The organism is Chryseobacterium sp. (genome assembly GCF_008014695.1).
GTDB lineage: Bacteria > Bacteroidota > Bacteroidia > Flavobacteriales > Weeksellaceae > Kaistella.
The window spans coordinates 212,344-227,528 of sequence record NZ_VOXE01000001.1; the positions used below are offsets into that span (position 1 = coordinate 212,344).

Annotated in this window: 16 protein-coding genes; 10 read left to right on the forward strand and 6 right to left on the reverse strand. The window is 44.1% G+C overall.

All coding sequences use genetic code 11. The annotated features are described in order from the left end of the window. The first annotated feature begins 341 nt into the window (after positions 1–341). The 10 genes from FUA25_RS00995 to FUA25_RS01040 all read left to right on the forward strand — a co-directional run bounded on the left by FUA25_RS00995 (position 342) and on the right by FUA25_RS01040 (position 9,565). Entirely contained in the window at positions 342–1,019 is a 678-nt protein-coding gene (locus tag FUA25_RS00995; RefSeq protein WP_147755035.1) for a hypothetical protein, read from the forward strand. 392 nt (positions 1,020–1,411) lie between these two features. Continuing rightward, positions 1,412–2,662 (forward strand): chloride channel protein, encoded by a 1,251-nt coding sequence (locus FUA25_RS01000; protein WP_147755036.1) that lies wholly within the window; start codon positions 1,412–1,414, stop codon positions 2,660–2,662. A 299-nt stretch (positions 2,663–2,961) separates the two neighbouring features. Further along, positions 2,962–3,294, forward strand: coding sequence for an ArsR/SmtB family transcription factor (locus FUA25_RS01005; protein WP_147755037.1), 333 nt, complete (start codon positions 2,962–2,964; stop codon positions 3,292–3,294). 24 nt (positions 3,295–3,318) lie between these two features. Then, positions 3,319–3,777, forward strand: a complete 459-nt coding sequence (locus tag FUA25_RS01010) for a DUF6428 family protein (RefSeq protein WP_147755038.1) — start codon at positions 3,319–3,321, stop codon at positions 3,775–3,777. Between the two features lie 44 nt (positions 3,778–3,821). After that, positions 3,822–4,433: a low molecular weight phosphatase family protein gene (locus FUA25_RS01015; protein WP_147755039.1), complete on the forward strand. Its 612-nt coding sequence runs from the start codon at positions 3,822–3,824 to the stop codon at positions 4,431–4,433. Positions 4,434–4,563: 130 nt separating this feature from the next. Then, a complete protein-coding gene (locus FUA25_RS01020) occupies positions 4,564–4,770 on the forward strand; it encodes a DUF2892 domain-containing protein (protein WP_147755040.1) in 207 nt (68 codons plus the stop codon). Positions 4,771–4,892: 122 nt separating this feature from the next. Further along, the gene (locus FUA25_RS01025) at positions 4,893–5,351 is read left to right on the forward strand and encodes a DinB family protein (RefSeq protein WP_147755041.1); all 459 of its coding nucleotides are present in this window, start codon (positions 4,893–4,895) and stop codon (positions 5,349–5,351) included. A gap of 47 nt (positions 5,352–5,398) precedes the next feature. Beyond that, positions 5,399–6,457, forward strand: coding sequence for an ACR3 family arsenite efflux transporter (arsB, locus tag FUA25_RS01030; RefSeq protein ID WP_147755042.1), 1,059 nt, complete (start codon positions 5,399–5,401; stop codon positions 6,455–6,457). Between the two features lie 377 nt (positions 6,458–6,834). Continuing rightward, a complete protein-coding gene (locus FUA25_RS01035; RefSeq protein ID WP_147755043.1) occupies positions 6,835–7,401 on the forward strand; it encodes a ferritin-like domain-containing protein in 567 nt (188 codons plus the stop codon). Positions 7,402–7,429: 28 nt separating this feature from the next. Next, entirely contained in the window at positions 7,430–9,565 is a 2,136-nt protein-coding gene (locus FUA25_RS01040) for a catalase (RefSeq protein ID WP_147755044.1), read from the forward strand. 104 nt (positions 9,566–9,669) lie between these two features. On the opposite strand, the gene FUA25_RS01045 is transcribed toward FUA25_RS01040, so the two are convergent. The 6 genes from FUA25_RS01045 to FUA25_RS01070 form a co-directional block, all read right to left on the reverse strand. Further along, positions 9,670–10,101: an Hsp20/alpha crystallin family protein gene (locus FUA25_RS01045; protein ID WP_147755045.1), complete on the reverse strand. Its 432-nt coding sequence runs from the start codon at positions 10,099–10,101 to the stop codon at positions 9,670–9,672. A 67-nt stretch (positions 10,102–10,168) separates the two neighbouring features. Beyond that, entirely contained in the window at positions 10,169–10,549 is a 381-nt protein-coding gene (locus FUA25_RS01050; RefSeq protein ID WP_147755046.1) for a hypothetical protein, read from the reverse strand. A gap of 124 nt (positions 10,550–10,673) precedes the next feature. Beyond that, positions 10,674–11,624: a 1-phosphofructokinase family hexose kinase gene (locus FUA25_RS01055; RefSeq protein ID WP_147755047.1), complete on the reverse strand. Its 951-nt coding sequence runs from the start codon at positions 11,622–11,624 to the stop codon at positions 10,674–10,676. 90 nt (positions 11,625–11,714) lie between these two features. Next, the gene (locus tag FUA25_RS01060; RefSeq protein WP_147755048.1) at positions 11,715–12,764 is read right to left on the reverse strand and encodes a response regulator; all 1,050 of its coding nucleotides are present in this window, start codon (positions 12,762–12,764) and stop codon (positions 11,715–11,717) included. Then, the gene (locus FUA25_RS01065) at positions 12,761–13,978 is read right to left on the reverse strand and encodes a PAS domain-containing sensor histidine kinase (protein WP_147755049.1); all 1,218 of its coding nucleotides are present in this window, start codon (positions 13,976–13,978) and stop codon (positions 12,761–12,763) included. The genes FUA25_RS01060 and FUA25_RS01065 overlap by 4 nt, the downstream gene beginning before the upstream one ends. A 115-nt stretch (positions 13,979–14,093) precedes the next feature. Next, complete coding sequence (locus FUA25_RS01070) at positions 14,094–14,966, reverse strand: universal stress protein (RefSeq protein ID WP_147755050.1); 873 nt, start codon at positions 14,964–14,966, stop codon at positions 14,094–14,096. Positions 14,967–15,185 lie beyond the last annotated feature (219 nt).

Sequence of the window (15,185 nt, forward strand, 5' to 3'; positions counted from 1 at the left end):
TGAACAGATGAACTGACTGAAAAATACAAGCAGTTCTTATAAACTTGAAGGGAAGTAGGGGTACATCATACAGCTGCGATAATCCGCTTCCCTAAACCGGATGAACTCAGATGCATGTTGTACTGTTTTTGGAAATCAGTTTTGTAACTTTGTTTTTTTTGAGATTTCGTACGCCTTGATTTCTGGGTCAAAGTAACGCCATTAGGAAGCGTTTTTTAGAGACAGTGAAGAGACAGCGGAAAGACATCGCAAAGAAACCCGTTTAAGGGAACCCGTTTTTTTAATTGGTCAGTAATTAGTCTAGTTTGGACACACTTTTTTAATTTTTCACAATAATTGATATGCAGAAAAAGAGAGCACTCATAAAAATGGTGTTTGATAAAGCCAGAAAAGAAGTCCCGAATACAAGCACATCTTCTCTTGCTGCTTATTTAAGTGCTTTGTTTCAGGAAAAATTTGAATTTGCGAAAGGAGAAAAAACTTTTTCCCGGTATCATAAGAAACTCATCGATGAAAATACAGATTATAATATTGACGCAATCACCCTCGATCAGTTAAGCAGTTACATTGGATTCGAAAATTTCAGTTCATTTTGCGAAAATTTTAAAGATGAAAAGGTTCAGCAGTACGGCGCAGTAAGGATCACTGTTTCAGATGAGACAGCGGAAAATAACGTATCGGGAGTAGTAATCAATATCACCAATTCGCCTTTATTCAATATTCCTGAATTCTTTACCCAGAATAAGAACAGTTTTGCATTTTTGGCGCTTATAATGGTGTTGGGGTTCTTCGTAAACAGGTCAGGATATTTTGAAAAGGACAGAGAGCATATTGTCTTGGAAGTATGGAACCAAGCGGTGCCCGTTACGGAAAAGAATGATTCCACCGTACAAAAACTCCGGATTTATATCATTGAGAAACCGGAGACGGACACAGCGGTCGAAATAGTTACCACAAAGAAAAAAAAACGTATGTACTGGACCGACGACCATCACGAAGCGGTATTGATGATAAAATAGCCGGAGCCAATGGGATTGTATTTGAGGAAGACCAGTGCAAACTTTTGAAAAAAGATCACGAGACCCGACGCCCTTACCGTAGTCTATGGCATAGGAAAAGTCCGGTATGATAAATCCGAAAACCGGTTGGAATAGTTCACGCATTTTGGTATTCCTCCTACCAAAGGCAAAATACTGAAACTTATTTCTGCTTATATTATTGAAAGTCATACCGAGTAGGAAATTTGTAGCTTTTATAGGACGAAATCTAAATTATATTACAATTATCCCTGCTTTAAAGATTTTAACATCTTACTGCTTTATCGGCTAAAAATGCCGCAACAAGCCTCCTTCGAACGCCTCAACTTACCCTCCACCTCAATAAATATCCTTAATTTTGCGAAAAAGTTCTGATGCAGAGAAAGAAAATACAGAGACATCATTATTGGAGACTCATGGTCATTTCGGCGGTCATAGCACTCTGTGCTGCACTGCTGGCTTTTTCACTCAAGAGCCTTACCGAACATTTTCAGGGACAGCTTTTTAACTTTGCGAGCCGGACTAATTCCATACTCTTTATTTTTTTCCCGACCATAGGCATCACAGCGATTTATTTTTTAAGAAAATACCTCTTCAGGAACCGCCGGAACAAAGGAATTACCGAAATCTATAAAACCGTGGACCAGCGAAAAGAGCACCTGCCGCTTTTCAAGATTCCGTCACACTATTTCAATGGGTTTCTGACGGTAATTTTCGGAGGATCAACGGGCATCGAAGTATCTACCGTGGTCGCCACCGCGACGATCGGCAACGCAGCCTACGAAAGGAATTTTTCCGCCCATGTCTACAAACTCGAACTCATATGTGCTGGCGTTGTGGCTGGTGTTGCAATACTTTTTGGAAGTCCCGTTGCAGGGTGGCTTTTCGCCATGGAGGTTATCGCAAGAAAATGGAACAGGTCCCTGCTCATCAGCTGTACGGTTTCTGCCGCGGTTTCATGGCTGTTTATGGAATATTTTAAAAGTGAACCGCTGCTTCATTTCAGAATCTGGGGCTGGAACTGGTCCGCACTCCCATATTTCGTCATTCTGAGCCTCTTGGGAGCCTTGCTTTCCGTTTATTTTACCGTCCTGGTCATCAGGATCAAAAATTTCTTTTCAGGAATTTCCAGTGAATTCATCAAAGTGAATCTCGGAGCATTGCTGGTGGGTGGAATCATCTATTTCTTTCCGTTTTTATATGGCGACAGCTACCATTCGCTTACTGAAATCCTGACCAATGCACATCCATATTCTTTTGTATTTCTCTTCCTCCTGATTATTCTGAAACCGTTAGCTTCTGCACTCACTTTGGGAGCGGGCGGAGACGGGGGAGTGTTCGCACCCAGCATTGTGGCCGGTGCATTTCTTGGAATTACAATGGCGCTGTGCTGCAATGAATGGTTCGGAACTTCTTTGAATCTCGTGAATTTCGCTTTGGCGGGCGCGGCGGCCACGCTGTCGGCTTCCATTTATGCCCCATTTACGGCTCTTTTTCTGATCTGTAACCTTGTCCCAAACGGTTTTGCCCTAGCAGTTCCGGTTCTGATGAGCAGCCTAATCGCCAGATTTGTGGCCCCGAAAATCTTTCCTTACAATGTCTATACGTATTACATGAAAAATTAAGGTCACATTTCACGACTCAACGCCTCCATACCTCCACGGTGGCCGTCATTGCGAGAAGGCGGAGCGCCGACGAAGCACCTCAACTCCAACAACTTCGCGGATACGCCCGTTATTCTTTACCCCTTTTTCCCGAATCCCGAATCCCGAATCCCGAATCCCGAATCTCAAACATCACTCGCTCACATTGCGAAGTCGAGGGGTCGCCATTCTTCTGTCTAACATTTTACATCCTACATCCAGCAAAAATTTCTTTTGCCAATTAAAAACTTTATTGTAATATTGCAATACAATAATATATAATGGGAATTACAAAAACAGAGCATTTTACTTCAGAACAGAATGAAATGGCAGTGCTCTTAAAAGCAATGGCACACCCCGCCCGGATTGCCATCATCGATTATCTGCTATCCATTGATACGTGCATCTGCAATGACATTGTCGACGTACTTCCGCTGGCGCAACCAACCGTTTCCCAACACTTAAAAGAACTGAAAAATGCAGGAATCATTCAGGGAACAGTGGAGGGGACTTCGATCAAATACTGCATCAATAAAGAAACCATGCAGAAATTCGAATCATTCATCGGCCTTATTTTCCATAAAATCGAGAAGCAGGAAAACGGCTGCTGCTAATCAATAATCTTAAAAACAGAAGAGATGAAACTTTCAGAAATCAAAAAAATCCTCCCGGATCTTACAGAACTTCATTTTGTCCTGGAAAACGGGGAGCAGGTTCCGGAACACTTCCATGTGACCGAAATAGGCCAGATCAACAAGAAATTTATCGATTGTGGCGGCGTGATCCGCAACGAAAAGGCCATTAACTTCCAGTTATGGTTTTCTACGGATAACGACCACCGTCTCGAAGCGGAAAAACTGAGAAAAATAATTGCGCTGTCCGAAGACAGACTGGGCCTTGAAGATGCAGAGATCGAAGTGGAGTACCAGCGGTCGACGATCGGTAAATTCGGACTCGGGTTTAACGGAACCGCTTTTGTCCTCACTTCAAAAAGTACCGCCTGCCTTGCCGCGGATGCCTGTGGAGTACCGCTCGAGAAACCAAAGATGAAAATGTCAGACCTCCAAAGCTGCGCTCCGGGTTCCGGATGTTGCTGAAAATATCAACCCAATCTTCTTAAAAAATTTTAAAGCCGGATCGTATGTTTGCAAAACTAAAAGAAAGCATTGAGGCCATTGCCCTAATGCCCGTATCAGAGGAAAGAAAGGAAATTTTAATACCCTTAGCTGAGTTCATTCAGAAAAAAAACCATGCCGGGGAAAGGATCAACCTGAATTTTATCTGCACGCACAATTCCAGGAGAAGCCATCTCTCTCAGATTTGGTCGCAGGTAATGGCAGAGCATTTCAGTATTAAAAATGTCTTCTGTTATTCGGGCGGAACCGAGGCTACGGCCATGTTTCCGAAGGTGGCAGAAACATTGGAGGGACAGGGACTGGAGATTCAGAGGCTCTCGGAACCCGCTAACCCGGTCTATGCGGTGAAATACGCGGAAGATGCACATCCCGTCATCTGTTTTTCCAAAAAATACGATGATGCCTTCAATCCGGTCTCAGGTTTTGCCGCCATCATGACCTGCTCCAATGCAGATGCGGGCTGTCCCTTCATCGCAGGAGCTGAAAAACGCATCCCGATAAAATTTGAAGATCCCAAATCCAGCGACGGAACTCCTGAAATGGACCGGACCTATTTGGAGCGAAGCCTGGAAATCGCTGCTGAAATGCATTTTGTCATGCAGTCTGTAAAAAGATAGTTGGGCACGGGTACTGAATTGATGACATTAATCACATGTTGATATTTTTATTGTTTTTTTCTGGCGGATGGTGTAATTTTATAAGGGATTAGACCAATGAAAATTTGAAAACAATCTAAAATTTACGACAATGAAAAAAAACATGGGTAGAACCGACCAGACGGTTAGAATACTGATTGCAGTGATCATTTCGGTTTTGTTTTATAATGATGTGATCTCTGGAACTTTGGGAATCGTGCTGTTGGTTTTGGCAGGTGTTTTTTTAATAACGGGTGCACTGAGCTTTTGTCCGCTGTATGCCCTTATTGGAATAAATACTTGCCCAAAAGATAAATAGGGGAATAGGATAGGTGCTCATTTAAGCCCTAAAATCAATTCGAAATGCAGCTTAATAGCTGGTTGCGGAACGATTGCGGTCTTTACCTTATTTAACTTTGATTCGCTAAATTCAAACAAATAATGAAAACAAAAACCGGATTACTTCTGGAACTCTGGATCGAAGCCAGAACGAGATTCACCAAACAGTTGGAGGATCTGACTCCAGAAGATCTTAGGAAAAAACTATTACCTGCTCCCAATTCAGTCGGTTTCCTCATCCGGCATATGGGCGATGTCGAACTGCTGTTTGCCAAAAACGTTTTCGGAAATCCGGAGGTGAAAGTAGTCGCCAAAACCGTAATCGACGGTCGCGACACCGGAGTATGGACTGATCTGCAGGAACTGAAAGACTATGTGAAATTATCTTTTGAAATACTCTACAGCATCGTGGCAAAACAGACGGATGCCGACTGGGAAACCGTGATCACCACCAAAGAATTTGGCGTCAAAACAAAAGCCGAAGCCTTCGGCAGAATCATTTCACATACCGCTTACCACGCCGGACAGATGGCTGTTATTAAAAAATATGGAGCACAGTAGGATCCGGAACTGTTCAAATATTAACAATTAAAAGTACTGACCCCAATATGTCTGCAAACAACTGCGCTCCTCACGAAAGAAAAAAGCTTTCCTTCCTCGATAAAAATCTGACCCTCTGGATATTTCTGGCCATGTTTCTCGGGGTGGGCATCGGCTATTTCTGGCCGGATTCCTCAAACATCATCAATAAATTTTCCTATGGGACCACCAACATTCCGCTTGCGATTGGTTTGATTCTGATGATGTATCCGCCATTTACAAAAGTCCGGTACAAAGAATTGCCGGAGGTTTTTAAAAATGCCAGAATACTCGGGGCCTCACTGCTTCTGAACTGGGTCATCGGGCCGCTGCTGATGTTTGTTCTCGCACTTGTTTTCCTGCACGACAAGCCGGAATACATGATCGGACTCATCCTCATCGGTTTGGCAAGATGCATCGCAATGGTCATGGTCTGGAACGAACTCGCTGAAGGAAACCGCGAATATGCGGCAGGTCTGGTGGCGATCAACAGTATTTTTCAGGTAATTTTTTACAGTATTTACGCTTATCTCTTTATCACCGTTTTGCCACCGGTTTTTGGTATTTCTGGCAATGAAGTGGACATCACGATTGCGCAGATCGCCGAAAGCGTGGCCATTTATCTGGGAATTCCATTTGTATTGGGTTTTCTGACACGGTATTTTCTCCTGAAGGCTAGAGGGGAAGAATGGTATAATAAGGTATTCATTCCGAAAGTTTCCCCAATTACCTTAATCGCCCTTCTTTTCACAATCGTCATCATGTTCAGCCTGAAAGGCGAAATGATCGTGCAGATCCCGTTTGATGTCCTGCGCATCGCTGTACCCTTGGTCATCTATTTCGCACTGATGTTTCTGGTGAGTTTCTTTCTCGGTAAAAAACTCGGCGCCGATTATTCCAAAAATGCTGCGGTGTCCTTTACTGCTGCCGGTAATAATTTCGAACTCGCCATCGCAGTGGCGATTGGGGTCTACGGAATCAATTCAGGACAGGCTTTTGCCGGCGTCATCGGTCCTTTGGTGGAAGTGCCTGCACTCATCATTCTGGTAAATGTCGCCTTTTGGCTCAAACGGAAATGGTATCCGTAAAAAAATATATTTTTGATAAACATCCTGCGTGAAACATTTTAAAACCGCCAAAAACTTTTCGCTCACGTAGGTTTTTTTTTCGCTCCATTTTACTTTTTTTGTCTTGAATCTTGAATCTTGAATCTTCTGTCTATAAGATTCCCATAATCCTCAACTGCACCTACAAAGTTTTTACTGTTTATTCTTTTTTCTTTGCCTACCATTCCTCAAACTTCGGACCCGAAGCCTCATACCTCGATCCATTCAATATTTTCTTTTTCAATTCCTGCTTTGGTTCAAATATTGATACCACAAAATTGTCGTGTTATTTTTCAATAATTCTCTTTTACTCGGCATAAAACTCCTCTAAACACATCACATAAACTAAATATTCTAACATGGACAAGAAAAAAAACAACACAGAAAAAAAGCCAACAAACGGAAGTGCAGTCACATTGCGCGATCTGTTTACCGATGGGCTGAAAGACATTTACTATGCAGAAAATGCATTGGTAAAAGCACTGCCCGATATGTATGAAAAGGCGACGGACCAGAAACTGAAAACAGCAATTAAAGACCATATTGCCCAGACCGAACAGCAGGTTTTGCGTTTGGAACAGGCTTTTGAATCAATGGGCATGAAAGCGGAAGGAAAAAAATGTAAAGCGATTGAGGGAATCCTTGAAGAAGGTAGTGAGGCCGTTGGCAATGCACCTGCAGGGCCAGTACGCGACGCGGCAATTATTGGAAGCTCCCAGAAAGTGGAACATTATGAGATTGCTTCTTACGGAACATTGGCAGCGTATGCCAAAGTGTTGAATGAAAGACTAGCCCTGGATCTGCTGCTCCGCACATTGGGTGAAGAAAAGAAAGCCGACTGTCTGCTTTCCATTATTGCCGATACCAATCTGAATTCCCAGGCCGCTGCAGGCAAACACAAATCAAAAGACATCAATGCCGTATAAAAACCACCCACATTAATTTAAAAACATTATGAAAATAAACGAACAGGAACCTTTTGAAAACGGGGCCAATCCCAAGCAGGAACAGCTTGGAAAATATAAAGGGGACAGTCATGGTGAATTCATGACCACGAATCAGGGACTTAAAGTGAATGACGATCAGAACTCGCTGAAGGCGGGCGAACGCGGACCTTCGCTGCTAGAAGATTTTATCTTCCGCGAAAAAATGACGCATTTCGATCACGAAAGGATTCCTGAAAGAATCGTCCACGCCCGCGGTTCAGGAGCACACGGAGAATTCCAGCTTTACAAGCCGATGGGAAAATACACAAAAGCCAAATTTCTTAATGATACTTCAGTAAAGACTCCGGTTTTTGTGCGTTTTTCTACGGTACAGGGAAGCCGCGGTTCCACCGATTTACCGCGCGACATCCGTGGTTTTGCCGTGAAATTCTATACTCAGGAGGGAAATTACGATCTGGTGGGGAACAATACCCCTGTCTTTTTCATCCAGGATGCGATGAAATTCCCCGATCTGGTTCACGCAGTGAAGCCGGAGCCGGACAATGAAATTCCTCAGGCTGCTTCAGCACACGATACCTTCTGGGATTTTATCTCCCTCATGCCCGAGGCCATGCACAACATCATGTGGCTCATGAGCGACCGTGGTATTCCGAGAACGTTGCGTTCGATGGAAGGTTTTGGAATTCATACCTTCAGATTTATCAATGACGAAGGAAAATCACATTTTGTGAAATTTCACTGGAAACCACTTCAAGGTGTTCTGGGTCTTGCCTGGGACGAAGCACAGCGTTTGGCCGGGAAAGATACGGATTATCATCGCCGCGACTTGTGGGACTCAATTGAAAATGGCCTCTATCCTGAATGGGAACTGGGCGTGCAGATTGTGCCGCAGGAAGATGAACACAAATTTCCTTTCGACCTTCTGGATCCTACAAAACTGATTCCTGAGGAAATGGTGCCGGTAGAAATCATCGGTAAAATGACCTTGAACAGGAATCCGGATAACTTCTTTGCGGAAACCGAGCAGGTAGCCTTTCACCCGGGACACGTGGTTCCCGGAATCGATTTCACCAACGATCCGCTCCTGCAGGGAAGACTGTTTTCCTATACCGATACCCAGCTTTCAAGACTTGGCGGACCGAATTTTCATGAAATTCCGATCAACAGGTCAATTCCTGACGTTACCAATAACCAGCGCGACGGTATTCACAGGATGCAGATTCCGAAAGGAAAAGTATCGTACCACCCGAATTCCATGGCACAGGGATGTCCGTTCCAGGCGATGATGACAGAAGGCGGTTTCACCTCATTTGAGGAACGCATTGATTCAAGTAAGATCAGAAAGAGAAGCCAGAGTTTCTTCGATCATTTCAGTCAGCCTACGCTGTTCTACAACAGCATGAGCGTACACGAAAAACGCCACATCCAGAATGCGTTTTCATTTGAACTCGGGAAAGTACAGCGCGTTCCGATCCGCAAAAGAATGGTGGATATGTTGCTCGAGGTGGATGAAGAGCTGGCGAAAAAAGTAGGCGATCATTTGGGCCTTGTTCCGGAGCGTTTGCCTCAGCCGATTACAGGAAGTATTCCTGCAGACGGTGATCCGGCCGAACATCATTCAGTAAAAGTGGAACTTCCGCTTTCTGAGGCACCTTCTGTAAGTATGGCAAACAAACTGCCCGACAATATCAGGGCGAGAAGGATCGCGATCCTTACTGCCGATGGTGTAAATGATGAAGCGTTTACAAGAATGAAAAAAGAACTCTGTGAACTGGGTGCGATTGTTCAGATCATTGCGCCGCGTCATGGCTTTGTCACGACTAAATCCGGCGAACAGTATCCAGTGGACGACAGTCTGCTGACGACGGCTTCCGTAATTTTCGATGCCGTATACGTGCCGGGCGGAGAAGGCGTACACACCTTGCTCGAGCATTCAGGAGCCATTCATTTCATCAGCGAAGCGTACAAACACTGTAAGCCGATTGCTGCGGATGAAAACGGGGTGGAATTGCTCACGAAATCCATTCCTCAGTTGGCTGTTCCTGAAGACGGAATCGTCATTGACGGTGAGGTTCAGGAATTTGCAGGAGCCATCATGCTGCACCGTTTCTGGGATCGGGAAATGAACCCAATTCCGGCTTAATAAATATTCATATAGCAATAAGAAAAAGAGGTTTCCCAGTGGAAACCTCTTTTTTTGAATGAACATACGGAACCATTCTTTATTTAATTTCGTAATTCATTATTCTAGTCAATCTTAATTTCTTTGATTTCTCTTTTTTCCGAATGTACTTTGTTCATGCCGATATTCAATATTCCGTCCTGATAATTTGCCTTGATCTGTTCATCCCTAATATTGTCAGGCAAACGGAAGCTGCGGGTAAAAGAGGAGGTGCTGAATTCTTTTCGGAGATAATTTTTCTTCTCTTCTTTTTTTTCGCTGCTGGTTTCGGCACTGATGGTAAGAAGTCCGTTGTCGATGTTGACTTTAAAATCATCTTTTTTAAAGCCCGGCGCCGAAACAGTGAGTTCATAGCTGTCATCTTTGTCGATGATGTTTACAGTAGGATATTGATGTTTACCCTGAAATAATGGACTCGGAAATCCGTCGGTGTTCCAGAAATCTTCAATCAAGTTTTTGAAGCTTGGAAACGTGCTGATTTTTTCTAAGGTTTTCATAATAAAACTATTTTTTGGTTGTGGGTTCAAAGGTACAGAAGGCAGCAATCTGAAGACATGACTTTGGTTAAGGAAGCGGATGATCTCCGTCATCAGTACCGGCCGCATCCAGTATTTCGATAATCCGCAAAGCCGCAGATTTGGATTCTGCGCGGTGCACAGCAATATTTTTGAGCCCGAATGCCGTAAAGCGCGCAAAGTCTGTTTCCACAGGTTCTTTCGAGGGCAGAATGATATAAAGAATTCCTGCAGCTGCAAGTTTTCCGAGCAGGTTGCTGGAAATAGGATCGTGCTGGTCCATGAGAATAACGGTATCTTTTCCCTCCGCAAAACGTACCGTGTCTTCATTTAAAGGCGACGCCATAATGGTAATTTGGTGTTTCTTACGGTTGGCGAGAGCAAGAAATTCCTTAGCTTCCTGGCTGATCCTGTACGCGATGACTTTCATAATACCTGTTACTGCTGCAAAGGTATGACACCAAATGGAGAAGAGGTATGCAGGAAATCATGATAAAAAGTGATGATGATTAGCTTTTGTTACCGAACTAAATCACAGGCAGGGATCTTTGTATTTACTGGGGCTCCTGACGAGCCTGCTGCATGAGCGCAAACAGATGTTCTGCATTTTTCTTCGTAAAAAGTCCGGTTCCCTTTACCATGGTAGTGGCAGTTCCGCATGCAATTCCCTTTAGCAGAATTTCTTCGGAGTTTCCGCCACGCATCAGAACCGAAACCATTCCGGCAACCATGCTGTCGCCGGCTCCAACCGTACTTCGAACCTGTACAGGAGGGGCTTCAAGCTGTATCTTTTCATCCTTTGAAAATAAAACGGCCCCTTTTGAACCCAGTGATACCACAACTAGTTCAGCTTTGCCTTCTGAAATCAGCTGTTGCGCTGCCCGGTCAATATCGGGGGCTTCCAAATGGTCTTTTCCGGCTAAAGTGGCAAGCTCACCGATATTGGGCTTAACGAGGAATATTCCTTCTTCCAATGCAGCCTGAAGCGCGTTACCCGATGTATCTGCGATAAGCGTACTGCCTTTAGAGCTGCAGATACGGATAATTTGCCTTACGAAATCGGGGTCGGTTCCCGGCGGCAGACTTCCGCTGATCACCGCAAAATCGGGAAAAGGAGTCTTTGCATGGAGAAGATTCAAGAGGTGCTTTTGTTCTTCTTCAGCTAGTGTTTCTCCGGGAAAAACAAACCGGTATTGTCTGTTATTTGAAGTATCCGTAACGGTAAAGTTTTCCCGGGTTTCTGCATGCACAGAAATGGGAACGGTTACGGGTCCCTCGGCATCCACCAGAGATTCGAGCAGGGTGCCAGCCTTGCCGCCGCAGGTGAACAAAGCCTCGGACGGAATTCCCAGTCTTTTTAAACCTCTGGAAACATTGATGCCACCACCACCGGCCTCATAAACAGGAGTACTGCACCGCAGTTTTTTCTCCGGAATAATATTTTCAACGCTGCTGCTTTTGTCTACAGAAGGATTAAGGGTAATGGTGAGAACAGTCTTTCGCATAAACAGTTTTTATCATTCTAAAATGGCTATATAGAACAATCCCGCCTGACAGGTAAAGAGACAATTAAAAAAAGAAAGGTAAAAATTCAATCAGTTTTTCAGTTTTTGAAGACTGAGTACGTCGAGGAGGGTAATTGTACCAGCAGAGCGGTCTATTAAGCCTTCCTCTTTAAAGTCGCTGAGGATTCGGCTGACGGTTTCACTGGCCATGCCTGCCATGGAGGCCAGATTTTCTCTGGAAATATCCAGACAGTCGCCCGTTTGTTTGGAGTGCAGTTTAAGTAGCACCTCTGCCATTCTTTTCCTTACGGAAAAATAGGCAAGCTGGAGAAGCTGTTCTTCGTGCTCAATAACATGGTGCGCAAATATCTGAGTAAATTTTGTGGCAATATCGGGATATTTTTTTAACAGGTTGCTGATGGCTTCCCGGGGTACTGAAGAAACTTTGGCATCTTCCATGACCACAGCAGTTTCCTGATAGGTACTGCCCGTAAGCAGCGAAGCGATTCCGAAATATTCTTCCGGTCCGCAGATCCCTGTCATAAACTCTTTCCCGTCAGCGGTCATCTTTGTCGTCTTGATCTTGCCTTCAGTAATCAGATAGGCATGATTTGCGGCATCACCTTCATCATAAATTACCTGTTTTTTTCTGTACGTTTTGATCTTTCCCTCAGCGAAGATTTTTTCCAATTCATCCAGCCCCCCGCTAAGGTCGGGATAATCCCCTGACTCACTTAAGGCAGCAGTATACAGGTTCTTTTGCCGTTCTTTCTTTTTAAGCTGGCTCTCAATAGCGTTCAGAAGCTCTGTATCATCAAAGGGTTTGGTGAGGTAGTCATCTGCACCCATCTCGATCCCTTTCCGCATATCGGTACGGTCTGTTTTGGCAGTGATGAAAATAAAGGGAATCAGGGCCGTGTCTTCTCTTTTGCTTAAAAGATGAAGTGCGCCATAACCGTCGAGTCCGGGCATCATAATATCACACAGGACAAGGTCGGGAAGGTGTTTAATGGCAAGTTCTGCGCCTTGCTTCCCATTGGAGGCCTGAAATACCTCATAATCGGCAAGTTCGAGGATTTCCGAAGTGCTTTCGCGGATATCGTCATGATCTTCAATAATAAGGATGCGTTTTTTTTTCATGGGGTAAGGGAATTTGGGTGTTCATCACTTGTTTTGTTAAAAGTTAAGATAAACTGGGTGCCTGCGCCAGGCATGCTCTCGAAATGCACCCTTCCGTTCATAAGGGCAACATAACGGCTCACAATATTAAGCCCCAGTCCTGTACCCGGGATGTCGCCGGTGTTGTGAGCCCGGAAAAAAGGCTGAAAAAGGCCGCTGTGATCTGCTGCGGGAATTCCGATTCCGTTGTCTTTAACAGTGAAGATGCTGGCTTCCTCGGTAATTTCTGTTGTAAATTCAATGAGGGTGTGGGCTCCGGAATATTTGATGGCGTTACTGATGAGGTTGGTTAAACAGTTTCTTAGGAGGTTTTGGTCAAGTTTTACCTCGCTCTGTGAGCCGTTATGCTGGTAAATAATAATCTGGTTTTCTTTAGTAATGAGTTGCATATCCTCGGTAAGTTCTTCCGAAAATCTTACAATATCAAAGGGTTCATTATTGGGTTCTACCGCCCCGGCCTCAAGCTTTTCCAGCGACAGAAATTCATTCAGAATCGAATTAAGGCCCCCGATGGCATTTCTTATTTTATGAACATGTTTTAAAATCTGCACGGGATCGGAGACTTCAAGATATTTTTCAACCAGTACTGCGGAAAGCTGCATTGCGCTTAATGGGGTGCGGAATTCATGGGAGGCCATTGATACAAAACGGCTTTTCATCCGGCTGAGTTCGCGCTCTTTTTCCAGCGAAACTCCAGCCTCTTCCTTCGCTTCCTCAAGTTCTGCAAGCATGTGCCGTAGCGATATGGTTCGCTTTTCTACAAGTTCTTCCAGACCGGCAGTATATTGTTTGAGCTGTTCCTCTGCTTCTTTTTCTTTGCTGAGATCGTGAATAAAACCCGTGTAGATGACCCGGTCTTCATACTGTACTTCACTTACGGCAAGGCGGAATGGAAACTGGGTACCGTCTTTTCGCAGGCCTCTGACTTCACGTCCCTGTCCGATGATTTTTTTCTCTCTGGTCTTTTGATAGTGATGCAGGTAACCATCATGGCGGCTTTTGTCCGGTTCCGGCATTAAGATGGAAATGTTTTTCCCCGTAAGTTCATGCTCCCGGTAACCGAATATTTTTAATGCAGACGGGTTCATGCTTTCGATATGACCCGTACTGTCAATCGTAATAATGCCGTCAATGGCGGTTTCAATAATGGCACGTAAAAGTTTGGCACTTTCCATAGAAAACTGTTAATGAAACTTACCTCTAAAGATATGAATTTTTTAAAGATCTATACAGAGGGAAAATTACAGAAACAGTTTTTTAAAATAATCCAGATTTCGCAGTGTAAATGAATCAGAAGTTAACATGACTTCCCTCGGGAATGATGAGCAGCGGAATATCCGGATGCAACGCCTGCCTTGATGCGTGGCTGCCTGGAGTCAAACGCTCGAAAAAACTCCGATGATGATGTCCCATCACAAGCATATCAATATCCTTATTTTTCAAAAGATCCAATCCGGTGTCGATATTGTCGCTTTCAATATAGCGGTATGATACTTTATGGAAAAGGGGTTGAAGGAAAAGGTCTTTTTTTTGCTCATAAGCATCCTCATCAATAAGGTCACTGAAATCAGTGATGTGAGTGATGAGCAGTTCAGCATTAAAATAATGGGCAAATTTAATAAGCCATTGGGCTGTTTTAATGTCTTTTTTATTCAGATCGGTCGCAAAAGCAATTTTTTTAAGCTGATGGTATCTGTGACCCGCCGGAATGAAAAGCAACGGATGTTTCGCAGCATCAATCATTGTAACACTGTTGCTTCCGAGAATAAACCGCTCCAGTGCACCCGCTCCGGTCATGGCCATCACGATGAGCAGCGCTTCGGTTTTTGCCGCGGCAGCAGTAATAACCTCCACGGGATTGCCTTTTTCACAGGTATAGGATATCGAAGGGTGGAATGTGGAAGTAGCACCATCGGTTAAAACATTTTCTTTCTCTTCCAGATTTTGTATAAGTTTTTCAAGGGCTTTGGTATTTTCGTTCACCAGGTCGGGCTGCTCATACAGCGCCCAGGAAACCTGTCCGAGCAGCGGACTTTCTGATGGTACAGAATAGGCATGACATAATTCAAGATCAGCTTCCAGGGCAATGGCCAGGTTCAGCGCATAATAGGCTGCGTTTTTGGATGGTTTCGAAAAATCGGTAGCGGCAAGGATTGTTCTCATTTTGGAGTTTTTTAGATTAATATTGGGTTTCCAAAGCGGGATGAAGTCTGTAGAGATCATCAACTGCTCGTTTTATCGGATAGAATCTTCCACGCACACAGCGACCATATTGATAATGAGGTTGCTGTTTTGATCCCTGCAACACTAAAAACACAAAATTCACAACAGTTTTCAATCATCTATGAATTTTATTTGGTAAAGTTCGGAATTCAAAGGGAA